Source organism: Rhodopirellula halodulae (assembly GCF_020966775.1).
GTDB classification, from domain to species: domain Bacteria; phylum Planctomycetota; class Planctomycetia; order Pirellulales; family Pirellulaceae; genus Rhodopirellula; species Rhodopirellula halodulae.
In genome coordinates this window covers 23,767-48,702 of record NZ_JAJKFV010000001.1, presented here as the reverse complement: position 1 = coordinate 48,702, position 24,936 = coordinate 23,767, and the positions used below count along the sequence as shown (strand labels likewise).

The window sequence follows — 24,936 nt, the reverse complement described above, 5'->3', positions numbered from 1 at the left end:
ATGAGTCAAGGATTCATTGACGACGAAGACGATGACGAACCCGCCTTGCCGCGAAAGAAGCGGCCCGAGGAGGAGATGGACATCACACCGATGATCGACATCACGTTCCTCTTGCTGATCTTCTTTGTGGTGGCGTCCAAGATGGACCCGACTCAAACGGGCAAGATCCCCGAAGCCACCAACGGCTTGGCCATCTCGGCCAAGGATTCCGCGGTGATCTTCATCGAACCCGCCGGCGGCGATTCCCCCGCGATCTTGCGTCGGTACGACGGCACTGAATTCAGCAAAGACGAAGAAACGGCCACCAGCGAAATCGTCGAGTACCTCACCGGCGAGCTGGAGAAATCCATCGGAACCAACAAGAACCAAGTGATGCTGCTCGGCGACGCCGAAGTGAAGGTGTCGGAGGTCACCCGGGTTCAAAAAATTGTTGGCGATGCGTTCCAAGATTTGGAATTCACTTACATCGCTGTCAAAGAACAGTAACTCGTCTCGGTTTTGAGTGAAGAACCATGTCAATCCAATTTGAATGCCCTTCCTGCGGCGAATCACGTCGAGTGAACGAACGTCTGGGTGGACGGAAAATTCGTTGCCCCGGTTGCGATTCACCGATCACGATTCCTCTCGCGGTGGCGGAGCCTGAACCGGTCGAACCCGAAGCGATTGAAGTGGAAGCCGAACCAGTTTTAGATGCCGTGGTTGAACCCGAACCGCAGGAAGCATCAACCGCTGAGCTGGTCGGGGCCTCCGCAATGGGAGTCGGCATCGTCGGTGCCGCTGGCGCCCAAATCGAAGCTCAAGCAGCCGTGGGTGGCGATGTGACGCCGACTGCTACCGCGGTCGCCCCCACCGCTTTGGATCTCGACGATGACGACGACGAGATGCCGCCTCGCAAGAAACGCGATGACGGCGAATTGGACATGACACCGATGGTCGACGTGACGTTTCTGCTGCTGATCTTCTTCATGGTCACTGCCAGTTTCTCGTTGCAGAAATCCATCCAGATGCCTCGTCAGCAATCAGAATTGCCGAGTAGTAACACAGACCCCGAACCCGAGGATGAAAAGGACCCCATCGAACTCGAAATCGACGAGAACGGTGGTTTCCTGGTGCTTGCCACAGAATGGGAACGCGAAACACCCGGCAAGCAAAATCTGATCACGGCGTTGAAAGAAGCGGTTGGCGACAACCGAGATGGCATGCAGCTGAACATCAAGGTGCATGAGAACGCCAAACTTCAATTCCTCGTTGATGGCATGGACGCGGGAACCATCGCTGGGTTCGCCGCCTTGCAGGTCACGGAAGTGGATGGGTTCGATTGATCCACGCTTCGCCACCGATTCTTCTGACGCTTGGTCTCCACGTTCGAGACCGCTGGCGTCAGGCCCCTTCGATCACACATCGAATTCTGATCGCACGCTGAATTCTCCCCGCCTCAGTGTTTGTGATTCTTTTGCCTCTCGTCTCTTCTATCCACCAACCGAATCAGCCAGCCCACTGCTGGTGGATCTCAACTCATCAACATGCTTGCAAACGAACTGATCGACCAACTGGAACGACGCGGTCTTTTGGACCAAGAGATCATCGAGGCATTGCGGGAGCAACTGTCACAAGGTGGTTCACGTGTCACGCCGGAAGCGGTCGCCAAACTGTTGGTCGACAACGGCCAACTGACCCGCTTTCAAGCCACCAAACTGATCGGTGAGCTACGAAGTGAAACCTATGAATCCGAAGCGGCGGAGGTTGTCGAGGGCGATGAAGACCTGACCGCCCAATTGATCGATGACGATGAAGTCGCCGAAGCCGTTGTCGAGGTGGAAGACGCGTTTGGCGACGATCCTGTCGAAGTCGAAGCCATCGAAGCCGAGCCAGTTGCCGTGGTCGCCGAAGCGGAGTCCATCGACGATTCGATGGGAGGCGCACCGGCTCGTCCACGCCCATCTTCAGCACGAATCAAGAAACCCGAAACCAAGTCGACTTGGGATTCGTTCAAGATCTATGGCTACTTGGGCATCATCGGTTTCTTAGTCATCGCCGGTGGCATCCTTTGGTTCGTTTTGTCCAAAGGCAACGCCGATGAATTCATCGCCTTGGCGAACAAGCAATACGACAGTCAAAGCTATCAACCGGCTCAGGACGCCTACATCGCTTACCTGGATCAGTTCGGCGAAAGCAGCCAGTACTCGTCGCTGGCACGCACGCGCATCACGATGTGCGAATTGTTCCGTGCCGAACAAATGACCGACCCCGTCGCGGGGCTGGAAATGGCCAAGGAAAAGCTGCCGACGATCATCGACGAGGAAGCGATGAATGATGAGCGCGGCAATTTGGCGGGACTGCTCGTCGATGTGGCGGAGAACCTCGCCAATGCAGCACAAGAAGCCAAGGAAACAGAAGAGAAACGTCGTTTGTTGGGACGGCTGGATGAACAACAGGAATTGATCGACAATCCCAATTACATGTTGTCGACAATGAAGACCACGCTGTCAGGTCGATTGCTGCAAATCACCGAAGCCCGCAATCGCGTTCGGCGTGAGATCGACCGCAACGTCCGTTTGGACGAGACCGAAGCGGCGATGAAGACGGCTTTGGAAAACAAGAACACCAAGGAAGCGTATGACCAGCGGATTTCGTTGCTGCGTGACTTCCCAGAACTTGTCAACGATCCTCGATTGGTGACCTTGATCGAACAAGCCAGCGACATTCAACAAACGTTGGTTCGCCCCTCGGCCAAGACACCCAAGATCTCGACCGAACCGGCTGACGACGGAGCCCTTCGCTCGATCGTTTTGACCACCCGCCAAGGCGACTCGGTCCCGGGCGTCGGGGAAGAGGTTTACTTCCTGCGTGCCGGTGGATCGGTCCTCGCATTCGCGGTGGACGACGGCCGTTTGTTGTGGCGTGACTACACGGGCCAGGGCGAAGACTACACGCCACTGCGTTTGGACGACGGCATGGCGGTGTTGCTGTCTGACATGGCCAACGATGAGATCCGCCGTTGTCGCGGGGAAGACGGCGAAGTCGAGTGGCGAGCCGCCATCGGCGAAAGCTTTGCCGAACCCGTCGCCGGTCGCGATTCGGTGCTGGTCACTCTGCATTCCGGCACCCTGGTGTCCATGGATTCGGATTCCGGCGACGTGAAATGGTCGACGGATCTCTCGCAGGAGTTGTCGACCCCCGCGGGCTTGGATGACACGCTCAATCGCATTTACATCCCCGGCGGTCACAGCAATCTGTACGTGCTGAACGCTCGCGACGGAAAGTGCATCGAGAGTCTCTACCTCGGTCACGAAGAAGGCACCATCGCGGTCGCTCCTGTTTCGCTTTTGGGTCACCTGTTCGTGATCGAAAACGCGGGCAGCGACTACGCTCAAGTTCATGTTTTGAAAGTGGACGAAAAGGGTGAGAAAGTCACTCCGGCACAACCGCCTTTCCGCTTGTCCGGCAACGTGGTTGTTCCGCCAATCATTCAAAACCGTCGCTTGATTGTTTTGACCGACCGCGGGCAAGTCGCCGTGTACGACATCGAACCCACCTCGGAAAACGAACAGGTTTCGTTGATCGCACAACAAGTTGCGGCGTACGACAAACCCACGCTGACTCGCATGGCCGTTGGCCGCAGTCAAATGTGGATCACGGGCACTCGCATCGGTCGCTACGAGTTGCAAATCAACACGGGACGAGTCGTCTATGACTGGGGCAAGAACGAAGGCGACACGTTCATCGGCCAACCGTTGTCGCTGGACGATGTCCTGGTTCACGCTCGAATTTTGAAGGGCACCTCGGCCATTCGCGTGACCGCAGCGGAACCCAAAACCGGACGTGAACTTTGGCGGACGGACGTGGGCACGCCCATCGCGATGATCACGCCGGCTCCGGAAAGTGGCTTTCACGCTGTGACCAGCCAAGGAGCCTTGTTTGAACTGACATCGGAATCACTGGCGAGCGGATCCACTCAAGGTCCCATCGAGAACCCAGGTGCCAATGGGATCTCCATGAGTTTCCAAAACCCGATCGAAGTGGACGACACGCGACGGGTGTTGCTCAACCAAGCTCAAAAAGGCGAAGCGTTGATCTACGATCCCACACGTCGCAGCGAAAAGCTTCGCAAGGTGACGTTCCAACTGACAGGCCCCAAACCCGTTGGCGTGGCGACCTTCAGTGGCGGTGGTTTGTTCTTGCCGCTGGACACCGGGCGGGCCGTGTTGATGGACTGGCAAACCGGTCGCGTGATTGGTGCCCCGTTCCAACCCGCCAGTGATCCAACCGCCACGGTTCAGTGGACCAATCCGGTCAAGAGCACCGCCGACCCCGATCAAGTGTTGATCGCTGACAGCCGCAAAAAGCTCTACCGCCTTCGCGTCGGCGAACAAATTCGCGAATTATCCAGCGTGGACTTGGAGGCACCCTTCTTGGGATCTGCCGCTGCGGTCGATTCCAGTTTCATCGCTGGGGCAAGCGGCCCCGCATCGGACTTCTTGGTCGGACATGACCAAACCGGCTTGGAGCAATCCTTCAAAAAGGTGCTGGAAGGCCGCATCGTTTGGGGTCCCGTTACAGCCGAGTCAGAAGCAACGGGCCAAGTGGCATTGGTGATCACAGATGACCAAGTGCTCCGGGCTTTCTCGGCAACCGGCGAAGCTCTGTTCCAAACAGCCTTGCCGGAAGCTGGTAAACCAGTTGACGAAGTCGTCTCGATCGGTGGCCGCTGGGTTTTGACAGGCCGCGATGGCTGGCTGACTTCGATCGATCCCGCCACGGGCGAAGAAGTCGGCACGACGCGACTCGGTCAACCACTTTCGGCCAGCCCACTGCCGGTTGGCAACAAGTTATTGGTGCCCGGTACCGAAGGCGTTGTCTACATCACGAACATTCCCGGTGACGCCTGATCCATGCGTTTGCTTTTCTCGAACTCCCAGACTTCCTTGCATCCACAACGGTTTCCAAACGTGAGCCGATTGGTCCTCACCACGATTGCCGCGAAAGCATCGGCGTTGTTCGTCGTTCTGATCGCGATGATGCCGACCGCGTCCGCACAATTGCTGAACTATGCGGATTCAGGACGCCCGGAATCCCCTGGTTTGGAACTGCTGCAGGACGAACCTCACGATTTGATCTTCTTCACCCAGGAATCGGGTGGCGGTTGGGTCAAGACTCGGTTGATGGAACTGCCCAACCGAGAGATGCCGAACCCCGTTCCCAAGGGCACGTTGAAGTTCAGCATTGTTGGCATTGAGCAGCAAGAGTTCATCGCCAAATGGAAAGACATCGAGAACATTGATTTCTGGGAAAAGCGTCTGGAACGCGAAACGGCGGAACGTATCAAGGAAGGCGACTTCGTCGGTGCCTACCCGTTTCTGTCAGTACTGATTCGCGATTACCCATCGCGTCCCGGATTGCGTCAATTGCGAACCGAGTTCCTGTGGCGTGACGCGGGACGTCGTGCGAAGAATCGTGAATTCGGAGCGTCGCTGGCGATGCTGGAGGAATTGCGCCGCTATGCACCGGAGTATCGGACGCAGGTGGTTTTGAAAGCCATCGGCGCGCTTACCGATCAGCTAATGGATCAATTGGTCACCGCCGGCAACTTTGAGCTCGGGCAACAATTGCTGGCCCGTTTGGAGAAAGAATACCGCGGTCAGAACCTCTCCTCGATTAGCAAGTGGAATGCTGAATTCCTGGCCATGGCCGAAGAGAAACGCGACCTCGCGTTGGCGGCTTTGGAGAAGAAGAATTACCGAGAAGCTCGCAAGTATTCTCGCGAGAGCATTTTCCTAAAACCTGACATTGAGGGCGGTACGGAACTGGTTCGCAAGGTCGATCAAATCTACCCGCTGGTCAACGTTGGCGTGCTTCAAACCGCGACGGTGTTGGATCCAACTCGATTGGACAACTGGGCCGCACGTCGTGCCGGTCGATTGCTGTATCGCGTGCTATTTGAAATGCAGGGTGCCGGCCCCGAAGGCGGCGAATACGAGTTCATTTTCGGTGACACCGAACAAAGTCCTGATCGTCAACGGTTCTCGATGTTTCTGGAACCCGAACGGTTGCAACCGCCGCTGAATCAAGTGGACGGGTTCTACTTGGCGGATGTTCTGGCCGATCGTGTGCAGCCTCAATCGCCCAACTATTTCTCACCGTGGGCGGCGGCGGTCCAAGCCATCGGGCTCGACGGCCCCAAACGAATCGATTGCATCCTGCGTCGCCCCAATGTGCTGCCGTCGGCGTTGATCCAGGTCACGGTGGACGGGGAATGGTTCGGTGGCGAACCCGGATCACCCACCGGTGACTACCGCCGCGACGTGGTCGAGGGTGACGTGGTCCGCTATGTCCTCAAGGGCAAACCACGAACGGATCTGCAACCACGCGAAATCGTCGAGATCCGAACGGAATCGGCCGCTGATGGTGTCAGCAAATTGCTGCAAGGCGAAGTCGATGTCTTGGACCAACTGTTTCCCGCCGACGCAGTGCGTCTGTCCAGGAATCGCGACGTTCGCGTCGTCAACTATCCGTTGCCCAGCGTGCACATGCTGGTGCCCTGCAGTGATCACGTTTACTTGGCGGACAAAACGTTCCGCCGCGCGTTGGTCTACGGCACGAATCGCGAAGACATTCTGAACGGGGAGTTGTTGGAAAGCTTGGAAGTCCCCGGATGCCGAGTCTTGTCCGGCCCCTTCCCCGCAGGCTTGGAAGACAACGATCCACTGGGTTATGCCTATGATCAATCGATCGCCCCGCGGAACTATGAGCCTCGTCTGGCCAAGTTGCTGATGACGATGGCGCAGAAACAGATGGAGTCCGAAGCGTCGCGTAAAAAAGAAGAGGTGCCGGAACTCAAACCCATTCGGTTGGCGTATCCACCCGAGAACCTTTCACGAATCGCATGCGAGGCCATTCGTAGTCAGTGGCAATTGCTCGGACTGGAAATCGAATTGGTGGAACTGCCGGTTGGACGAGCCTTTCCCGACGAAGGGGCCGCCGACATCGCTTACGTTTCTGCGGCTGTTTGGGAACCCATCATCGATGCACGACGTGTGCTGGGTCCGGAGGGCATGGCTGGCAGCACCGATCAGCTGATCGGCCTCGGACTGCGTCGTTTGGAAGAATCTAAAAACTGGCGTGATGCTCGCGACCGACTGTTGGATCTGCATGCCATCGCTCACCACGAACTTCCGGTGCTTCCGCTGTGGCAATTGGTGGACTCGTACGCCTACAGCCGAGATCTGCTGGGCGTGGGTTCGGACATCGTGTCGCTATATCAAAACGCTGAAAAATGGAGGCTGAGCCAATGAAGTCCCCACTCTCAATCTCCGCTGAACCATTGCTTTCGAGCGACAAAGCGACCTCATCTATTAGCAAACTCAACCCAACGATTTCGCTCCGCCGATTTTGCACCATCGGCCTGCTGCTGATCGGCATGACCGCGCCCGTCTTCGCTCAAGACCCCGGTGCCGCGGAACCCGCTGTTGACGTTGCGGCAGAGGCGGAAACGGTCGAACCGCCGCCTTTCGATTTCGATCCCTACAAGACGTTGATTTGGATCGCATCAGACTCGCCCAAGGTCAACGCGGATCTGGTGCGAGACGAACTGATGAAGGTGCTGGACCGAGACTTTCGCTCGGCTTGGCGAACGACCATCGCCGACGCTCCCACATCGGTGCGAACCATGGCCCTTCGAGATCTCTCGGCGGTCGACTTTGCCATGTTGGCGGCGTCGGACCCCGTGATCGCACTGAAGAAGAGCCACGATGATTCGATTCGCATTCGTTTTGCAGCCGACGTCGCACGCTATTGCTCATCCGTGCTGACCACAGCCGGTCGAATCGAAGAGGTCCGCGAGAGAACCGAGGGCGACGCCTCTTCCCCGAAGAATGCTTGGCTGAACAAGTTGACCGCCGTCGAAGGCGATGCGGTGACGCTGAAAGAAGCCTGGGCGGACCAGTCGACCGAGGCAATTTTGGTGTCGCGTGGCATGGCGGAAACCCTCGAGGAGCCGGACGCAAAAATCATTGTTCCCTCTTTGTCAGGTCAGATCACCGAAGCCGCTGACGCCTACGACAAAATTTTCATCGTGCGAGTCCGAACAGCCACAACGCCGATGCAAGTCGAGAGTGTTGAGTTCGACACTTTGATGCGTTTCTTTGGCGACACATCCCGAGCAGATGCCGCGGGATTCAATCTGCTCGCGGAAGTCATCGGATCGACCGTGCGAGACGTCTTCGCTCCCGTCGCTCGTGTGGACGACGCGGGAAAGAACAATGCTGTGGGTTTGGTCCGCGCGTCAGGTTTGGTCACCGACAAAGACTCCCCCATCCTGATTCGCGTCGGCGACGTGCTGATTCCAATGGTCCGCAAAGACGATCGCAATGGCCGCCCAATTTCGATCGGACCACTCGACTGGGCCTATCTGCTGACGAAGGAAGTGGACGGACGCCGCGTCAACATGGATTTCTATGCGGGCCGCGCGGGCGGGCTTCAAGGACGCAAGAACAATCGAACCCATCGAGTCGGCCTCAAGATCCGGCCGCGCAACGATGAAACCATGTTGCGATTGCATGCCAAGGGTGATCCCAATCAACCACTGATTGGCTACGAGATCTATGAAAAAGAACTCGAGGGAAAAAGCATGACCTTTGTGGGGCGTACCGATTGGAATGGTCGGTTGAACATCGAACCCACGGAAGAACAACCCATGCGACTGCTGTACGTCAAAAACGGCGGCGCCGTCCTGGCTCGTCTGCCGATGGTTCCGGGGCACTATGAGAAAACGGTGGCCGACCTCGGTGGTGACGACATGCGTTTGCAAGCCGAGTCCTACATTCGTGGTGTGCAAAACTCGATCATCGACCTTTTGGCCATCCGTGAGTTATTCAAAGCACGGATCATGATGCGTCTGGAACGCGGCGAGTTGGATTCCGCGGAAGAATTGTTGGAGGTGCTTCGAAACCAACCCACCAACGAACGTCTGGCCAATGACATGGGCAAACGACAGACGGAATTCATCAAAGCCATCGGGCGCAATGCGAACCAACAACGCAAAGTCGATGAGATGTTCAGTGTTACGCGAGAATTGCTGACCAAACACATCAACCCGAAGTTGATCCGTGACCTCGAAGCCGCTTTGATTCAGGCCAAGGAGAATGGTGGCAAGTTGCCTCCTCCAACGGACAACACCGAAGGTGCCTGATCAGGCATCCGTTTCGTAGCGTGAGCGGAACTCCTCTTCGCTGAGCACTTCCACGCCCAGCGACTCGGCCTTGGTCAGTTTGCTTCCCGCTTTTTCACCAGCGATCACGAAGTCCGTTTTCTTGCTCACGCTGCTGGCCGCACGGCCGCCGAGTTCTTCAATGCGAGCCTTGATCTCATCGCGTGTGTAGTGCTGCAACGTTCCCGTGGCGACGATGTTTTTGCCCGACAGCGGCAATGCCTCGGTGTCTTCCAGCGCTTCAACGGGTTCCGGTTCTGACAACTTCACGCCAACGGCTTCTAAATCCGCGAGTGACTTCGCACCGGAATCGCTTTGCACGAACTCAACCAAACTCTCCGCGATGCGATCGCCGATTTCATGAATCGCTGCTAGGTCCTCTGCCTTCGCCGCTCGCAACAATTCCAGGTTCCAAAACTTCGCCGTGATCAATTTGGCCACCCGAGGGCCAACGTGTCGAATGCTGATCGACGACAACACACGAGCCAACCCACGCTCGCGACTTTCCTCGATTCCCGCCACCAAGTTCTCAGCGTTCTTTTGACCGAATTGAACTTCGATCATTTCATCGCCTTTGCCCTTCCGCAGTCGCGGCCATGTCAATTCAGCTAACGTGTTCACGTCCAAGCGATACAGATCGGCGTAGCTGGACACCAGGTTTTTCTGCAGCAACAAATCAACCACCTCGTCGCCTAAACCATCGATGTCCATCCCCGTTCGACTGCCGAAATAGATCAAACGTTGTCGCAACTGCGCCGGGCAGGCCGGATTGGTGCATCGAATGTAGACACCGCCTTCATCGCGGGTCAGCGGCTCTTGGCACTGAGGACAGCGTGTGGGGAATTCAAATTTTGGCAGCGGTTTGGTGCGGGCATGTTTCTCGACACGAACCACTTTCGGAATGATCTTGCCCGCCTTTTCAACGACAACGGTATCGCCCACCCGGACATCCAATCGTTCGATCTCATCAGCGTTGTGCAGGGATGCGCGTGAGACCGTCGTGTCAGCGATGTCCACTGGTGTCAGGTAAGCCACCGGCGTGATGGCTCCGGTCTTTCCGACCTGGACGTCAATTTTCTCCAGCGTCGTTGTCGCTTCATAGCGTTCGAACTTATAAGCAATCACCCACCGCGGACTCTTGCTTCGGACACCCAACGTCTCACGCTGTTCAAACGAGTCCACCTTGAACACGATGCCATCAATCTCGAATGGCAAATCAGGCATTTCAAGTTCCAACTGCGCGATCGCCTTCAACGCCTGCTCTTTGTTTTCGAAACGCACCACGTCGGGTGCGATCGGAATGCCCAACGCTTCGACGTGCTTCAAGAACGTCATGTGATCCGTCGCGTTCATGCCAACCAGCTCACCACTGCCGTGACAAAAGAAACGGATGTTTCGTGAAGCGGCAACATTGGAATCCAGCAATCGGATCGTTCCCGCCGTCACATTGCGAGTGTTCTTGAATGGTTCTTGGCCAGCTTCTGTTTGTCGCACGTTCAAGTCCGCCAAGTCCGCATCGGTCATGTACAGCTCGCCGCGAACCTCCAAGACCTCGGGAACCTTTCCTCCCGCGATATCCCGGTTCGACTTCGCGGCCTTTCCAATCGATTGAGGCAGTTCCCGAATCGTCCGTACATTGTGAGTGATGTCGTCTCCGACTTGGCCGTTACCTCGGGTCAAAGCCAAGACCATTTCGCCATTCTCATAACGAATGGAACCGGCCACGCCATCAATTTTGTATTCCATGGTCCACGCGACCGATTCGCCCTCCAGCGACTTTTCAATCCGCTGCATCGCGTTGGCCAATTCTTCGCGGCTGTAGGTGTTGTCGATCGACAACATTGGAACGCGGTGTGGGACCTGAACCAACTCATCGACCACATCGCCGCCGACACGCTGCGTTGGCGAATCCGCTTGTCGCAATTCCGGATGCTGTTCTTCGAGCTTGGTCAGCTCAGCGAGCAACTTGTCGTATTCGAGGTCCGTGATTTCGGGTGCCGCGTCGTCGTAGTAACGACGATTGTGGTGATTGATTTCGTCGACAAGCTGTTGCACGCGGCGAGCAATGGATTCCGAAGCCACGAAACGATCCTGGGAAATGAGAGAGGCACATACGTCTCGCTGCTTGGAGACTGGCTCCCATTGTCCGGTTGCCAGACCACCGTTCCAGACCCCATCGGCAAACCGACGATCCTCACCTGCGATTCATTGCGAATGGACGATCCGAAGCTGGCGTGAGTTCAACGCATGAAAAAACGGAGTCTCACTGGAGCAGCTTTCGCCGCCATCAGTTTGACTCCGTGTTTGGTTACTCGACTGAACCGAAATCAGTTCTGCGTGTCACTCAGCAGTGCCAGCCGCTTCGTCGATTTTCGCTTTTGCCTTGTCGCCACCTTGGTCGATCGCTCCGTCGACGGTGTCTTTGGCAGCTTCCGGCACCATTTCCGTGGTGGCATCTTTGGCGGCACCGGCTGCTGAATCCACGCCAGCTTTGGCTTGGTCAGCGATTTCAGCGGCGGTATCCGAACCTTTTTCACATCCAGCCAACGCAGCAACGAAGGTGAGAGCGAGCAACGATCGAGTGAGCTTCATCAACATCGAATTCTTCCTGAAAGAGAGACTGGGCGCATCCCGACAAAAATGGGCGGTCGCCGTTCGTTGCCAACCCTATCTTAATCATATCTGAACACAAGTAGACCGCTTCGGATCCGCTGATCGGGTGTCACGATCGCAGCGTCAGATTTCTTCCCAAATCGCCTGCTTTACCGAAATACAAGCGTGAAACACGATCGATGTGGCGTTGAGTCGGCAATTTCCGTATGGGAACAGCATCCTTTCTCCGTCGGCGGCCATTTTTCGCCAGCGGATCCGCTGCCATCTTGTTTGCACACAGTGGTCCCCATGAGCCACCCGGTCCCGATCAGCAGTTCGCCACCGACATCGACTCGCCACCCATCGCAGAACGTCTCCGGTTGGTTCCGTGGTGCTCCTGTCCTAACGGCATTCGTACTCAGCGGAGTTTTGCTGCTTTGGAACGCAGTGAGCGACGGGCAAGAATTGGTGTGGACCACGCCCAAGCCACCTCCGTTCACATCGTCGTCTTCGCACACCACCTACGCCGTTGATGGAACGGTGGTCCATTCGTGGCCGACGCCCACCGAAACCATTCACAACACGGGACGATTGACGCCACCATCGTTCACATCGGAGATCATCTCAGAGCGGCCGGTACGCGAGCGTGCTGAGACTCGCAATCATGTCGAAACACAAACCGTCGTGCGTTCGCGTCCGAACTCACCATCATCCGAAGTGGGCATGTACACTTCTCGGCCACGCGGCAACATACCATCGGAGTCCACATCGGGCTCGATCAATGAGTCGTCGTCGACACGATCCTGGCCCGCTTCCGCGAGCACCTCGACCTCCTTTTCGAACCGCTCGCTGTCGTCCGATCCCAACGACAACACTCAGGCCAGCACTGCCAGCTATCCATTGCTGCCCCGCCAAACCATCCAGCCCGAAGACTGGCGACAATCGCCCTACGCAAGCGTCCATGTGCGATCGGCACAGCAAATCGCCATGGGATTTCGATCCCAGGCACAGACCGCTGATCCAATCGCGGCTGACCTCGCTGATCGCAACGCTCAGTTGGTGGACCAGTGGATCGAACTGGCGGAAACCTACAATCGCATTGCCGCGCAGACACAGTTGTCCAAAGGTCAATTGGACGCCACCCGCAGCGATTTCGAAGACGTCGATGAAAAGCTTCAGCGTCACGGTTTGACACCGACGATCGGGATCTTGCTACGACACAAGAAGGATCAACTGGACCAGTGGCAAATTCAGAATAGCCAAACGTCCATGACCAGCGAAGCTTTGTCGAATTCGAGACAACAGCAATTGGAACTGGACCTGATTCGACTCGATGGATCGGAACCACAAAAACAAGCCAGCCAACTTCTATCTGATGCTGGCTACGACGCCAATCGTTATAGCGATCCACTGCGGCATCAGGTCGAAGAACTCTTGCGACAACGCCACGCTTGGATTCTCTCGCTGCAAACCGGCTATCAAGACCTGCAACAAAAGATCAGCGAACTGGACTCCATCACATCTGCGTCCCAATCCTTGGCACTGGACTACCGAGTCCTGATCGATCGGCATGTCATGTGGATCCGCAGCGATGATCCGCTCGGACTGCGTGACGCTCAGAATCTAAAAGGCGGCATGGCCGCTTTGTTTGATGCCAACCGCAGTGCTGACTTTGGCCCCACGTTTGAGAAGAAGATCAGCACCAACCCCATCGGTGCGATTGGCCTGTTGGTCGGTATCATCGTGGTCTTGGTATTGAGATGGCTCGGCAAAGCCAGCTTGATTTCCATCGGCACTCGCAAACGCATGCGGAAGGCTTCGCCACAGAAACGCAAACTGTTTGCCGGCGTTCTCACCGTCTTGGTCGCGACGGGGATTCCCGCCGTCCTGTTTTGGGTCGGTCGTTGGTTGGGAACGGGCGTGGTTTCCGAAGCCACCTTGCATGCTTCCAAAGCATTCTACGCCGGCAGCCTGGTGGCTTGGTTGGTCGAGGTCCCACGCCAATGGCTGCGTGCCAACGGCTACCTGGACCAACATGTTGATCTTGAAATGCCACGCCGTCCGCGAGCCATGAAATACTTGACCATCATCGGAATGGGATTGGTCATTGCGGCCTACGCCATCACCGTCATGAGCCAGGTGGATCACGGGATGTGGCGAGGCTCGGTGGCTCGAGTGGGATTTATTTTCTCGATGCTGTTGGTTGGTTGGACCATGCACTTGGCGTTTCGTCCCGTCGGTGGTTTCCTCGAACCACTGATCGAGAATTATTGTGGCAGTGTGATTCATCGCGGACGATTGCTGATGTACCTGGCTGCGATCGGCTTTCCCTTGCTGATGATCGTTTTGTCAGTCCTCGGGTACAGTGTCACCACGCATGAGATTCTTCAGCGTGCAATGCTCACCGCCGTGGCGTTGATGTCCGCGGCAATCGTATGGGCGGGGATCCAGTACGCGTCGGCCGAAGCTTGGGATCTGCTGACCGGCGACCGTTCACTGCGGGCCTCGGAGGACGACGGCCCATCGGAGGAATCCGGACGCGTGGCGGGTGCACTTGGCGAGCACTTCTTGGAACTGAAACATCACTTGGCGTTCCTTTGCCAGTGTGCTTTGGTGCTGGGCGCCGTCGTGTGCTTGGGATGGATGTGGATCGATGTCTTCCCCGATGTCCGCATGGGCAACCCGGTGCTGTGGACCGTTCAGGACACCGCTCAAGAAGAAGTCATCCATGCGGCGGGACAAACGGTGATGCAAACCGTCACAAATCCCAAACCGATCACAGCGGTGCATCTCCTGCTCGCCGCTGGCACATTGTTTGTCGCGTTCCAGCTCGCAAAATTACTTCCCGCGTTGTTCGACGCTTTGGTGCTGCAGCGTGTTTCCTTTGATGAGGGAATGGAACACTTCACTCTGGTACTGGGTCGATTCCTGCTGTTTGGTGTCGGCTGCTTGGTCGCCTGCAAATGGTTGGGTGTCCGCTGGCAAACGATTCAGTGGTTGGCCGTTGGATTGACCATCGGTCTCGGATTTGGATTGCAAGACATGGTGCGGAATCTCTTTGGAGGTTTCATCGTCTTGTTTGAAAAGCCGGCACGTTTAGGCGACCTGATCACGGTTGGAAACTTCACCGGCCGTGTCGCGGCTCAACGTCTTCGCACCACCGTGTTGTCAGACGATGAAGGACGTGAAGTCATTGTTCCCAACAAGAATTTCGTCAACGACGATGTGGTCAATTGGATGGGCGCCGGCCGATTGACGGTGGTTCCCATGGAGGTTGCGGCCACGCGAGACGAACGCCCCGCGGACCTATGTCGCACGTTGCAGGAATTGATGGTCCAGCAACCGGAAGTCCTTCTCACTCCGGCCCCACACGCCACCCTGGTCTGCGTTGGCCAGCGATCACAACGAATCGAAATTCGAGTTTGGATCGAACAAGGAACCCATGCCGAACGCTATCGCGACCAGCTATTGAAGCTGGCACGTCGAACGCTTTCCGATCGCAACTTGCTGGCCCCGAACCAACCGTCGCAACCGGAGATGCGAGACATCCTGACGCGATCAGACGATACCGACGACTTCTTCGACGACGACTTCGGCCAACCCCGACTGTCCGACGCCATCCGCAAACGAAAACGACGGGCATAACGAACGCTGAGGGGATCAACTCACAATTTAGGAAAACCTCCAACGGGAATTCTTGACCCGATTTAGGTGGCGTGTGACTTGCTTTGGTCGCTGCGCACGTTGAAGAACTTCTTCTTCCATCTAACTCGAAAGGTCATTCATGTTTTATCACGACGGTGGCAAACTCCAGTATCCCGTTCGCGTCGAAAAACCGAGCCCCATCTTTGCCAAGGCTTTGCAGCAAGCAATTGGTGGCATTCAGGGCGAGGTACGTGTTTGTTTGCAATACCTTTTTCAAGCATGGGGCGCTCGTGGACCCGCGAAATATCGTGACATGCTGTTGGAAACGGGCACAGAAGAGATGGCCCACATTGAGATGTTGGCGACCGCGGTTGCGTTGAATCTGGAAGGCGCTCCTTTAGAACAGGAAGAAGCCGCAAAAGACCCCGTCGTCATGGCCGCGATGGGTGGCATGAACATTCAGCACGCAATCGGAACTTGCATGGCTGCCATGCCCGTCGACAGCGAAGGCGTGCCTTTCAACTGCAGCCACGTCTACGCCAGCGGCAATGTGGCGGCAGACATGTTGGCCAATGCAACCGCAGAATCGACCGGTCGGATGCTTGCAGTCCAGCTTTGGAAAATGACCGACGATCCTGGCATGAAAGACATGTTGAGCTACATGATCGCTCGCGACACGATGCATCAAAACCAGTGGCTCGCTGCTTGGGAAGAGCTGGGCGGCCCTGAGAATCATCCAATCCCGAATTCATTCCCTCAAGAGAACGAAAACAGCGACTACGCCTACGCTTTCATGTCCTTTGGCATTGGTGATGACTTCGAAACTCCAAGCGGCGAATGGACCAAAGGCAAATCGTTTGACGGAAAAGGATCCAACTCTGTGGTCCGAATGCGACCATTGGGTGACAAACCAAAGCTGGGTGCCGCTTCACCCAAAACCGCGGCACAAAAAGGTCAGATGACAAAGTAGTCACAAATCTATCGTTGCATTTCACTCTCCCAAAGGATGGTCCATGAATCGAAACATCAAACGTCGAGAGGCGGTCGGAACAATCATCACCGGTGGCGTCGGCGGATTAGCCGGCATGCTTGCCAATCGGCAAGCAAACGCCTCCGATCAGAGCAAAACCGTCACGGATGTGTTCTGTTCGGAACTCACTTTGGCACCGGATCCGACGGCCGATCGTCCAACTGAAAACCAGTTGCGGAAATTTGTGCCAACCCAAGTCCGATCAGGACATGTCTTTTGCACGTTGACGTCGCAGAATTCCAGCAACCCGGCGATCGTGTCCGTGTATGCGGCTCCTGCCGAACAACGGGGACAACTTGGCGCTGAGATCACAATCAACTTTCTTGGGCAACCGAGTCGAGAAGTTCAGTTGAGCCTGCTGCATGTCGGCAACTCCGCCTAATCACGTCTTCACTCTGGTGCATGCGCAGTCCGCCTCAATGAAGTTTCATTGAGGCGGACTTTTCTCTGTTCCTGCGTTAGGTCTTTCGATCGGGTGATTCGGCGCAGGACTTGCTTTGCAGCAACGCAAATCAGAGGACTTCGAATGAAACGAAGTGTTGCACATCCCGCTTGGTAATCGTGCGATGGAACCGCCATCTTGGGAACTTCAAATAACTCGGAGTTGAATCAATGAAAGCCGTTTGCTGGCACGGTCGCAATGACATCCGCGTGGACAACGTCGATGACCCCAAAATTCTGGACCCACGCGATGCGATTATCAAAATCACGGCATCCGGTATCTGTGGATCGGACCTGCACCTGATGGCGGGTGCTGCACCGGCGATGGAGGCCGGCGATATCATCGGCCATGAACCGATGGGTGAAGTCGTCGAGGTCGGCTCAGCGGTCACCAATCTAAAAAATGGAGATCGCGTGGTGGTACCGTTCACCATTTCATGCGGTGCCTGCTATTTCTGTCAAAACAGCTTGTACTCACTTTGTGATGAATCCAATCGCAACGCTGAACAAGCCCAAAAAATCATGGGTCACTCACCGGCAGGTTTGTTTGGATACACACATATGCTTGGTGGCTACGCTGGCGGGCAAGCGGAGTACCTTCGCGTGCCATACGCCAATGTGGGGCCGATCGTCGTCCCGGATGGCATCCCTGATGAACAAGTTGTCTTTCTGTCGGACATTTTCCCAACTGGCTACATGGCCGCAGAGAACTGTGACATTCAACCAACCGATACGGTGGCGGTTTGGGGCTGTGGCCCCGTGGGACAATTCGCAATTCAAAGTGCGTGGATGTTGGGGGCCAAACGGGTCATTGCAATTGACTGCGTCGCTGAACGACTCGAGATGGCTCGTAGCATTTCCAAAGCAGAAGTGATCGACTACGAAAAAGTCGACGTCTACGAAACGCTGCAGGAGATGACCAAGGGACGCGGTCCAGATTGCTGCATCGACGCGGTGGGCGCGGAAAATCATGCCGCTGGCCAACTGCAATCGGTTCTCGACGATGCGAAAACAGCCATGCACTTGGGCTCAGATCGACCGCACGTCCTCAATGAAATCTTCAAGTGCTGTCGAAAAGCAGGCAAAGTCTCGGTTCCCGGTGTCTACTTCAGCAGCGTCAATTTGCAGTGGGGAACGGCCATGAACAAAGGCTTGCAGATTCGATTGGGTCAAACACATATGCAGCGTTACCTCACACCACTGATGGAGAAAATCACGGGAGGCGAGATCGATCCGTCCTTCGTGATCACTCACGTCGAACCCCTGGACAATGCGCCCGATGCCTATAGGAAGTTTCGGGACAAAGAAGATGGTTGTATCAAAGTGGTTTTGAAACCTTGACCGCTGCCACTATCTTGTCTGGCCCTATCTTGTCCGGTTCGAATAGAGAGTAGAATTCACGGGTTGTTTGATCCGTTTTCAATCGTCAACCCAATTGCCATCGTGAATAACGCTCCGTATCGCTTGCCTTCCGCTTGCATAGGTCATTGCCACGTGGCGTTCACGTTTATGGCCGTTGTGCTAGCTATGTTTCTGCCGTCCCAACGAACCGTGGGCCAGGAGTCGATGGGCCAGGAGTCGATCGTTCACCCCAAGGCCCACGCTCACAATGACTATGAGCACGATCGTCCGTTGTTGGATGCGATCGACAATGGGTTCCGCAGTGTTGAAGCCGATGTCTTCTTGGTAAACGGTGCGCTGTTGGTGGCTCACGATCCCGTCGATCTCTCGCCCGAACGAACGTTGCAACGTTTGTATCTCGATCCGCTTCGTGAGTTTTTTTCGCGGCAGACATCCGCCGCGGCCTCCAACCAACCGGCCTTCACATTGCTGATTGATTTGAAGTCCGACGGGGCGACAACGTACCTTGCGTTGAACCAATTGTTATCCGAGTACGACGATCTGTTCACGCATGTTGATTCGCAAGGATTTCATCAACGGAACGTCCAAGCGATCATCAGTGGCAATCGGCCGATGGAATTGGTCCGATCGCACTTGCCGCGATTCGCCGGCGTGGATGGCCGCCTGTCCGACTTGGAAAGCGACGCAACATCCGACTTCATGCCGCTGATCAGCGACCATTGGGGCAGGAACTTCCAATGGCGGGGCGAAGGCGAGCTGCCAGAAGATGACCGCAATAAGCTGAGCCGGATCTTGCGGACGGCTCATGCGAATCAGCAAAGAGTAAGATTCTGGGCCACGCCCGATCACCGACACGCTTGGAAAGTGTTGGACGAGGCGGGGGTCGACTTGATCAACACAGACGACCTGGAAGGCCTTCATCGCTACTTCGAATCGAAATGACGCGTTCGGCCTTCCAAAATGGCGTGGCCGAACTTGAGAATTCTTTTCGGTGTCATCGCAAACGGTCTGACCAGCGAGATTCCATGGCTCCGATGCGATTTTGAGCGACCTGTAACATCCAAGGTGGAAGGAGGATGATTACGCCGCAAGGAGCGTGCATAATGTGCATGTCTCCCATTGTCCCACCTTCCTTCCTCCACAGGCCCACCATGAATTCGAAACCCACCCGATCCACACCCTCCCAAATCAGCCGTCGTCAGTTCACCGCGACGGGCCTCGCCGTGGGAGCTGCGTTTGGCGTCCACACCAGTTCCCGCGTCTCCGCCCAAGAAAGCTCGGCCAATGAGAAATTGGGCGTGGCGATCTGCGGCGTGAACAGCCGTGGTGGGGAGCACATTCGCGGTTTCGACAAAGATTCGCGAACCGAAATTCGAGTCTTGGTCGACATCGACGAGAAAGTCGGCAACAGCCGAGCTGACAAGGTCGCGGATCTTCAAGGTCGCCGTCCTGTGGTCGTGAAAGATTTTCGTGAAGCCCTCGACATGGACGATGTGCAAATCCTGACCAGTGCGACCCCCAACCATTGGCATGCATTGATGGGTGTGGAGGCCATGCAGGCGGGCAAGGACGTCTACATCGAAAAACCGATCAGCCACAATATTCACGAAGGCCGCGCCCTCGTTGCGGCAGCGGCGAAGTACAATCGCATGTTCCAAACCGGAACACAGTGCCGAAGCAGCGGCGGCGTTCGCGAAGGCATGCAGTTCCTGGCCGATGGCGGCATCGGCGAAGTCAAGCTGGCTCGCGGCTTGTGCTACAAGCGTCGCAAGTCAATCGGACCGCTGGGTGATTACGACATTCCCTCAGACGTCGATTTCAACTTGTGGAGCGGGCCAGCCACCTACACCGATCCCAAACTGACACGTCAACGTTTCCACTATGACTGGCACTGGCAACGTCACTACGGCAACGGCGACTCCGGCAACCAAGGTCCTCACCAAACCGACATCGCACGCTGGGGATTGGGACTGGAACGTCATCCCAACGCCGTGCTGACCTACGCCGGACGTTTGGGCTACAAAGCCGAACGCAAAGATCCCAACTATGTCGACGCGGGCGACACCGCCAACACGCAAGTTTCCATTTACGACTACGGTGACAAGACCATCGTTTTCGAAACCCGTGGCTTGAGCGTCGACAATTCCGCCGATGAAGAAATCAACGAGCTGTTCGGTTACACCAAGGGCAACAAAATCGGCGTCATTTTCTACGGCGAAGACGGCTATCTCGTGCAGGGTCCAAGCTACAGCCGCTGTGCTGTGTTTGATAAAGATCGCAAGTTGGTGAAGGAGTTCACCGCCAAATCCAACGTTGGCGACGACCACTTCTCGAACTTCCTCGATGCGGTACAGTCTCGCGACGCTTCAACGCTCCATGCGGACGCGCGTTGCGGACACCTCTCCGCGGCAATCGCTCACTTGGGCAACATTTCGTACTACGTCGGTCAAGAAAACAAGGTCGATCCCAAGAGCATCTCGGAATCACTTTCCAGCATTCAGTCGTTGGATGACGATCAAGCCACGCTGGATCGAACCCTGCAACACCTGCGTGACAACAACGTGGATCCTGAAAAGGAACAACTGTCGCTCGGTCCAATGTTGAAGTTCGATCCAGAAGCGGAAACGTTCCTCAACAATGACGACGCGAAAGCGATGGAAACCCGAGAGTACCGGGATGGGTTCGTGGTTCCGGACGCGGCCGACGTCTGATCCGCACCACCTCCTGCAACGGTCCCTGATGTGAACGACGCCGAAACGATTCGATATCACGCCGCCCGCGACGGGCGGCCCGCAGAACTCGATCTGCTGGATCAAACCAAGTTGCCAGGAACCCTCACGCGGTTGGTCTGCACGGACATCGACCAAACGCACGATGCCATTCGGCGATTGGTCGTTCGCGGTGCTCCCGCGATCGGCATCGCCGCGGCCTACGGGGTGACACTGACACCGGTGGACCTGTCACCATCCGCGGATTTGACGGAAGCCAAGAATAGGTACCGCCAATCCATTGATCACCTCGCCACCAGCCGTCCAACCGCGGTCAATCTGTTTTGGGCGTTGGACCGGATGCGAGCGTTGGTGGACCAATCGGTCGGTTCCGTCACAGATCTCCGTGACCAACTCGTCACAGAAGCCATTCGGGTCCACGACGAAGATCGACAAATGTGCCGGTCCATCGGAGCCAACGGGGCTCCATTGCTGGCGAGCTGCCGCCGGGTGATGACTCACTGCAACGCAGGATCCTTGGCAACTTCCATGTGGGGCACGGCACTGGCGCCGATGTATCACCTTCACGAAGCCGGACAAACACTCGAAGTTTTCGCGGACGAAACCCGGCCGCTGCTGCAGGGTGCCCGCCTGACTGCATGGGAGCTGCATCAAGCTGGCATCCCCGTCACCGTTTGCACGGATTCCATGGCCGGCAGCCTGATGCGTGAGGGAAAAGTGGACGCGGTGATCGTTGGCGCTGATCGAATTGCGGCCAATGGCGACGTGGCGAACAAAATTGGAACGTATCCCTTGGCCGTTTTGGCTCGTTATCACAAGATTCCGTTTTACGTGGCCGCCCCCACCAACACCTTCGACGCGGAACTGGATTCTGGCGACGGAATCCCGATCGAACAGCGCAGTGCGGACGAGGTGTCCTACCCCTGCGGGACGAACGCTCCACGTCAAACTCCTGAAGGCGTCCCGGTCGTGAACCCGGCTTTCGACGTCACGCCCGCCGAATTGGTAACCGCTCTGGTGACCGAAAAAGGCGTGATTTCCGCACCCAATACCGAAAAAGTGCTCTCGCACTTGCGAGCGTGACCAAACGTGTCACGCCCCGTGCTGATACTACAGGTGTGGACGAGAGACAGCGTCGTCTCAGGGTGAGACGGCCTCTCGTTTTGAAATGAAGTTCAAGTGATGACATTGGAAAAATCTGCCATCCGCTTGATCCTGACTTGAGATCGTTTTGATTTGCAAGAACAGTGCATTGCTCGCTAGAATGCAATTTTTGAGCACACTCAAAAGAAAAGTTAGGAGAAGGAGGTTTAGGCGAACCTTACGGCGCATTTGTTGCTCACTAAAGTTCGCTATCGAAGGAGCAGTCCTTCGAATTGCAGATTGTTGCAAAGTGAAATTGAATTCCCCTCTGTTTCCATCGGCCGCTGTTTGTAGCGGTTAGTGAAACGAGACGGATTCGGTTCAACCAACACTTGAAACGATTTTCAGAACGCAAAAGCACCCCCCAGGGAAAGGATTCAGAAATGTTGGTTCTCAGTCGAAAAGAAGGCGAAAAGTTGGTCATCGGTGACAACGTGGTGATCACCGTCAATCGCATCGCCGGCAACCGAGTTGCGATCGGAATTGAAGCTCCTCGTGAAGTTTCGATCGTTCGTGGCGAGTTGGATCAACGGGACACGGTCGGACCAGCCAGCAAGCACAAAGCGGGTGCACCGAATTCCGCGATGTTGGATCATGACATTGCCGTTGCTGGTCAAGCAGAACGCTGATTTCGCGAATCTCGCACCGGGGCGTCGAAGACACCTGAACAGAACACCCGAACGTGTGTGATTCCCGTCACCGATCTTGATGCGGCATTTGTCGCGGACTCATCGGTGAAACCACGTTTTCTATCTGAGAACCTGCCCGTTCGACCAAGTCACATTTGGCTCTCGGCCGGAAAAGACGGATCTCGGCAAAACTGATCTGGGAAACCTGTTCACCTGTTGGAGATGTCTGGTCCCATACCGGCGAAGCTTCTGTGAGCCTCCTCGCCACAGTTGGATTGGCAGCCGGTCAGCATTCCGGTGCGATAATTTGGTGGCACGAGCGTTTGCTCTGCCCCGGTTGGCTGACGTCACATGCCAGCATCTCGGACGAGACATTCAAGTTGGATACGGATTCAGACGACTGATCGTCAGGTGTCCGGAGAAGCAACGCTCTACGTCCGTCCCCTGATTTCGCGGCCGCCCGTGAAAGTCAGACTGGATTTGCAGCGGCACGTTCTCGATTCGCGAATTTCCTTCGGAATCTTCCGTCGCAGTTTGAGACTCTGAATCGCCTCCTTCCCTGTCGCGGAACACGCCTGCGCGGAGCATTGGCAAACGCTCCACTTCACACTGCGCCACCGTCGGCATCTCCGTCGCCGGATCCACCGCGGGTAGGTTCACGTTCCACAAAGGCCCCGGTCCGTTCGCATCGACTCCGGTCGCATTCCAAGCATCATTTGTGAGCTGACGTTTGCCGCCCTCGATCACTTCGTCGGCAAATAAGTCCAACACGGGTGCGAGCCACCTCGCCGTGTGATCCCAAGTCTTGGGAACTTCCGGACGCCGGTAATGAGACACGGCCATGCTGGGCAGCCCGTGCAACGATGCCTCCCTCGCCGCCGCGAATGTTCCGCTGACCAACAAGTCGACTCCGACGTTGGCTCCGGCATTGATTCCAGAAAACACCAGCTTCGCGTCGGGACACAACACGGTCATCGCAGAACGCACACAGTCAACGGGCGTACCGTCCACGGCGTACCAATCCGGTTCCCGCTGCGTCACCCGAAGATCGCGGCCCGTCGTCACACTGTGCCCACATTCGCTCCGGCCCCGGTCAGGCGCGACGACAACCAGTCGAAATTGTTGTTCACGTCCGAGCGACTGAATCCAGTGCAGCAGCGATGCGTGCATGGCTCTCAAACCAGGTGCATCAATACCATCATCGTTGGTCAACAGAATGCTGTGTTGAGTCACGGTCACCGTTGATCCATCCGGTGCATCGCGGCCAATCCCCAACAGGCGGCCATTTGCTTCGTCAATGCGAGTGGTTTCATCTTGGTCGACGTCGAATTAAAGCTTGAGTTTCGGACACCAACGATGACATCTCATGAGGTCGCGGGTCGGGAGCGATCTGCACGAAATAATTCGCATCGATCCCCATCACTTCACGGCGAGTCGCGGATCGGCGTGGGTCTTCGTCCAAAAACAAGGACGCCATTTCAAAGTCGCGGTCCCACAGAATTTGATCCGCCAACGTTTCGATCACGTCTCCCCACGCGATGCAGTCGATGGACTGAACTTCCGGAACACGGAAGTCGGTGGAACTGACATCCTCCGCACGAATCACATCGTCGACGGAGGAATCCAGACCGAGTAAATCGTCTCGCTGCAAGCACTGGAGCGCCGCGTTGCGAATCAAACGTCTCCAATGGACGTTGTCCGCATCCATCGCCAGGTCCAATTCGATCTCAACATGATGATGCAGTTCAGCAAACAACGCGGCCACGGTCGCTTCCGCAATGGCGCTGAGCGGCATGCCTTCGGGCGTTGGCTCGAGCAAGTGTTGAGCGACGTCGTGCAGCAACGCAATCTGTTGTTCGCTGTGCAAATTGTCAAACAGCTCAACGCCGGTGTCGCATGACCAATCCTCGGTGGGTTGCCAATCTTCATCAAACTGCAACAGAAGATCTTCCAGCAACGATTCCACCAATCGCTGCATCAATTCCGCTTCGGCACCTTCGAGCGTGCGATCGCCTTGGCTGGTATGCCACATGGTCGTACCGATGGATGGTGTGTTGAAGAGAGACCCAAAGAAAAAGCCACCGTCAGTTTCCGGTGGCCTCAGCATACTTCAGTTCGATGGGCTCGGGCTACCAGGCTGCGGATCAAGCAGCCCAGTCA

At 56.1% G+C, this 24,936-nt stretch carries 17 protein-coding genes; 13 read left to right on the top strand and 4 right to left on the bottom strand.

Annotation, left to right across the window (positions count from 1 at the left end; translation table 11 throughout):
• The 5 genes from LOC70_RS00170 to LOC70_RS00150 all read left to right on the top strand — a co-directional run bounded on the left by LOC70_RS00170 (position 1) and on the right by LOC70_RS00150 (position 9,187).
• The gene (locus LOC70_RS00170) at positions 1-486 is read left to right on the top strand and encodes an ExbD/TolR family protein (protein WP_230251228.1); all 486 of its coding nucleotides are present in this window, start codon (positions 1-3) and stop codon (positions 484-486) included.
• Positions 487-557: 71 nt separating this feature from the next.
• Complete coding sequence (locus tag LOC70_RS00165; RefSeq protein WP_230251319.1) at positions 558-1,322, top strand: ExbD/TolR family protein; 765 nt, start codon at positions 558-560, stop codon at positions 1,320-1,322.
• A gap of 201 nt (positions 1,323-1,523) precedes the next feature.
• The gene (locus tag LOC70_RS00160) at positions 1,524-4,889 is read left to right on the top strand and encodes an outer membrane protein assembly factor BamB family protein (RefSeq protein WP_230251226.1); all 3,366 of its coding nucleotides are present in this window, start codon (positions 1,524-1,526) and stop codon (positions 4,887-4,889) included.
• 3 nt (positions 4,890-4,892) lie between these two features.
• On the top strand, positions 4,893-7,292 hold the full coding sequence (locus tag LOC70_RS00155; protein ID WP_390888971.1) for an ABC transporter substrate-binding protein: 2,400 nt from the start codon (positions 4,893-4,895) through the stop codon (positions 7,290-7,292).
• 125 nt (positions 7,293-7,417) lie between these two features.
• Complete coding sequence (locus LOC70_RS00150) at positions 7,418-9,187, top strand: hypothetical protein (RefSeq protein WP_315857180.1); 1,770 nt, start codon at positions 7,418-7,420, stop codon at positions 9,185-9,187.
• Here the strand turns inward: LOC70_RS00150 and ligA are convergent, their stop codons facing one another.
• Positions 9,188-11,287: an NAD-dependent DNA ligase LigA gene (gene ligA, locus LOC70_RS00145; RefSeq protein WP_390888970.1), complete on the bottom strand. Its 2,100-nt coding sequence runs from the start codon at positions 11,285-11,287 to the stop codon at positions 9,188-9,190.
• A 258-nt stretch (positions 11,288-11,545) separates the two neighbouring features.
• Positions 11,546-11,797, bottom strand: a complete 252-nt coding sequence (locus LOC70_RS00140; RefSeq protein ID WP_230251219.1) for a hypothetical protein — start codon at positions 11,795-11,797, stop codon at positions 11,546-11,548.
• Positions 11,798-12,106: 309 nt separating this feature from the next.
• Between LOC70_RS00140 and LOC70_RS00135 the strand changes: the two genes are divergently transcribed.
• The 8 genes from LOC70_RS00135 (at position 12,107) to LOC70_RS00100 (ending at position 22,776) form a co-directional block, all read left to right on the top strand.
• Positions 12,107-15,442, top strand: coding sequence for a mechanosensitive ion channel domain-containing protein (locus tag LOC70_RS00135; RefSeq protein WP_230251217.1), 3,336 nt, complete (start codon positions 12,107-12,109; stop codon positions 15,440-15,442).
• Between the two features lie 139 nt (positions 15,443-15,581).
• Complete coding sequence (locus LOC70_RS00130; protein WP_230251215.1) at positions 15,582-16,412, top strand: manganese catalase family protein; 831 nt, start codon at positions 15,582-15,584, stop codon at positions 16,410-16,412.
• 55 nt (positions 16,413-16,467) lie between these two features.
• Positions 16,468-16,854 carry a hypothetical protein gene (locus LOC70_RS00125; protein ID WP_315857178.1) on the top strand — a complete coding sequence of 129 codons (387 nt, stop codon included), beginning with the start codon at positions 16,468-16,470 and terminating at the stop codon, positions 16,852-16,854.
• 230 nt (positions 16,855-17,084) lie between these two features.
• Entirely contained in the window at positions 17,085-18,254 is a 1,170-nt protein-coding gene (locus LOC70_RS00120; protein WP_230251211.1) for a zinc-dependent alcohol dehydrogenase, read from the top strand.
• A gap of 102 nt (positions 18,255-18,356) precedes the next feature.
• Complete coding sequence (locus LOC70_RS00115) at positions 18,357-19,217, top strand: phosphatidylinositol-specific phospholipase C/glycerophosphodiester phosphodiesterase family protein (RefSeq protein ID WP_230251209.1); 861 nt, start codon at positions 18,357-18,359, stop codon at positions 19,215-19,217.
• A 209-nt stretch (positions 19,218-19,426) separates the two neighbouring features.
• Complete coding sequence (locus LOC70_RS00110) at positions 19,427-20,986, top strand: Gfo/Idh/MocA family protein (RefSeq protein WP_230251207.1); 1,560 nt, start codon at positions 19,427-19,429, stop codon at positions 20,984-20,986.
• Positions 20,987-21,016: 30 nt separating this feature from the next.
• Complete coding sequence (gene mtnA / locus LOC70_RS00105) at positions 21,017-22,087, top strand: S-methyl-5-thioribose-1-phosphate isomerase (RefSeq protein WP_230251205.1); 1,071 nt, start codon at positions 21,017-21,019, stop codon at positions 22,085-22,087.
• A gap of 443 nt (positions 22,088-22,530) precedes the next feature.
• Positions 22,531-22,776 carry a carbon storage regulator gene (locus LOC70_RS00100; RefSeq protein ID WP_230251204.1) on the top strand — a complete coding sequence of 82 codons (246 nt, stop codon included), beginning with the start codon at positions 22,531-22,533 and terminating at the stop codon, positions 22,774-22,776.
• A gap of 375 nt (positions 22,777-23,151) precedes the next feature.
• Here LOC70_RS00100 and surE read toward each other — a convergent pair whose 3' ends face one another.
• Entirely contained in the window at positions 23,152-24,009 is an 858-nt protein-coding gene (gene surE, locus LOC70_RS00095) for a 5'/3'-nucleotidase SurE (protein WP_230251201.1), read from the bottom strand.
• 76 nt (positions 24,010-24,085) lie between these two features.
• Entirely contained in the window at positions 24,086-24,883 is a 798-nt protein-coding gene (locus LOC70_RS00090; protein WP_230251199.1) for a hypothetical protein, read from the bottom strand.
• Positions 24,884-24,936 lie beyond the last annotated feature (53 nt).

Excerpts from the sequence above, each read along its gene's own strand:
- LOC70_RS00140 (WP_230251219.1), bottom strand. The coding sequence starts at position 11,797 with ATGAAGCTCACTCGATCGTTGCTCGCTCTCACCTTCGTTGCTGCGTTG.
- LOC70_RS00120 (WP_230251211.1), top strand. The coding sequence starts at position 17,085 with ATGAAAGCCGTTTGCTGGCACGGTCGCAATGACATCCGCGTGGACAAC.
- LOC70_RS00170 (WP_230251228.1), top strand. The coding sequence starts at position 1 with ATGAGTCAAGGATTCATTGACGACGAAGACGATGACGAACCCGCCTTG.
- LOC70_RS00150 (WP_315857180.1), top strand. The coding sequence starts at position 7,418 with ATGACCGCGCCCGTCTTCGCTCAAGACCCCGGTGCCGCGGAACCCGCT.
- LOC70_RS00090 (WP_230251199.1), bottom strand. The coding sequence starts at position 24,883 with ATGCTGAGGCCACCGGAAACTGACGGTGGCTTTTTCTTTGGGTCTCTC.
- LOC70_RS00135 (WP_230251217.1), top strand. The coding sequence starts at position 12,107 with ATGAGCCACCCGGTCCCGATCAGCAGTTCGCCACCGACATCGACTCGC.
- LOC70_RS00110 (WP_230251207.1), top strand. The coding sequence starts at position 19,427 with ATGAATTCGAAACCCACCCGATCCACACCCTCCCAAATCAGCCGTCGT.
- LOC70_RS00155 (WP_390888971.1), top strand. The coding sequence starts at position 4,893 with ATGCGTTTGCTTTTCTCGAACTCCCAGACTTCCTTGCATCCACAACGG.
- LOC70_RS00130 (WP_230251215.1), top strand. The coding sequence starts at position 15,582 with ATGTTTTATCACGACGGTGGCAAACTCCAGTATCCCGTTCGCGTCGAA.
- LOC70_RS00160 (WP_230251226.1), top strand. The coding sequence starts at position 1,524 with ATGCTTGCAAACGAACTGATCGACCAACTGGAACGACGCGGTCTTTTG.
- LOC70_RS00100 (WP_230251204.1), top strand. The coding sequence starts at position 22,531 with ATGTTGGTTCTCAGTCGAAAAGAAGGCGAAAAGTTGGTCATCGGTGAC.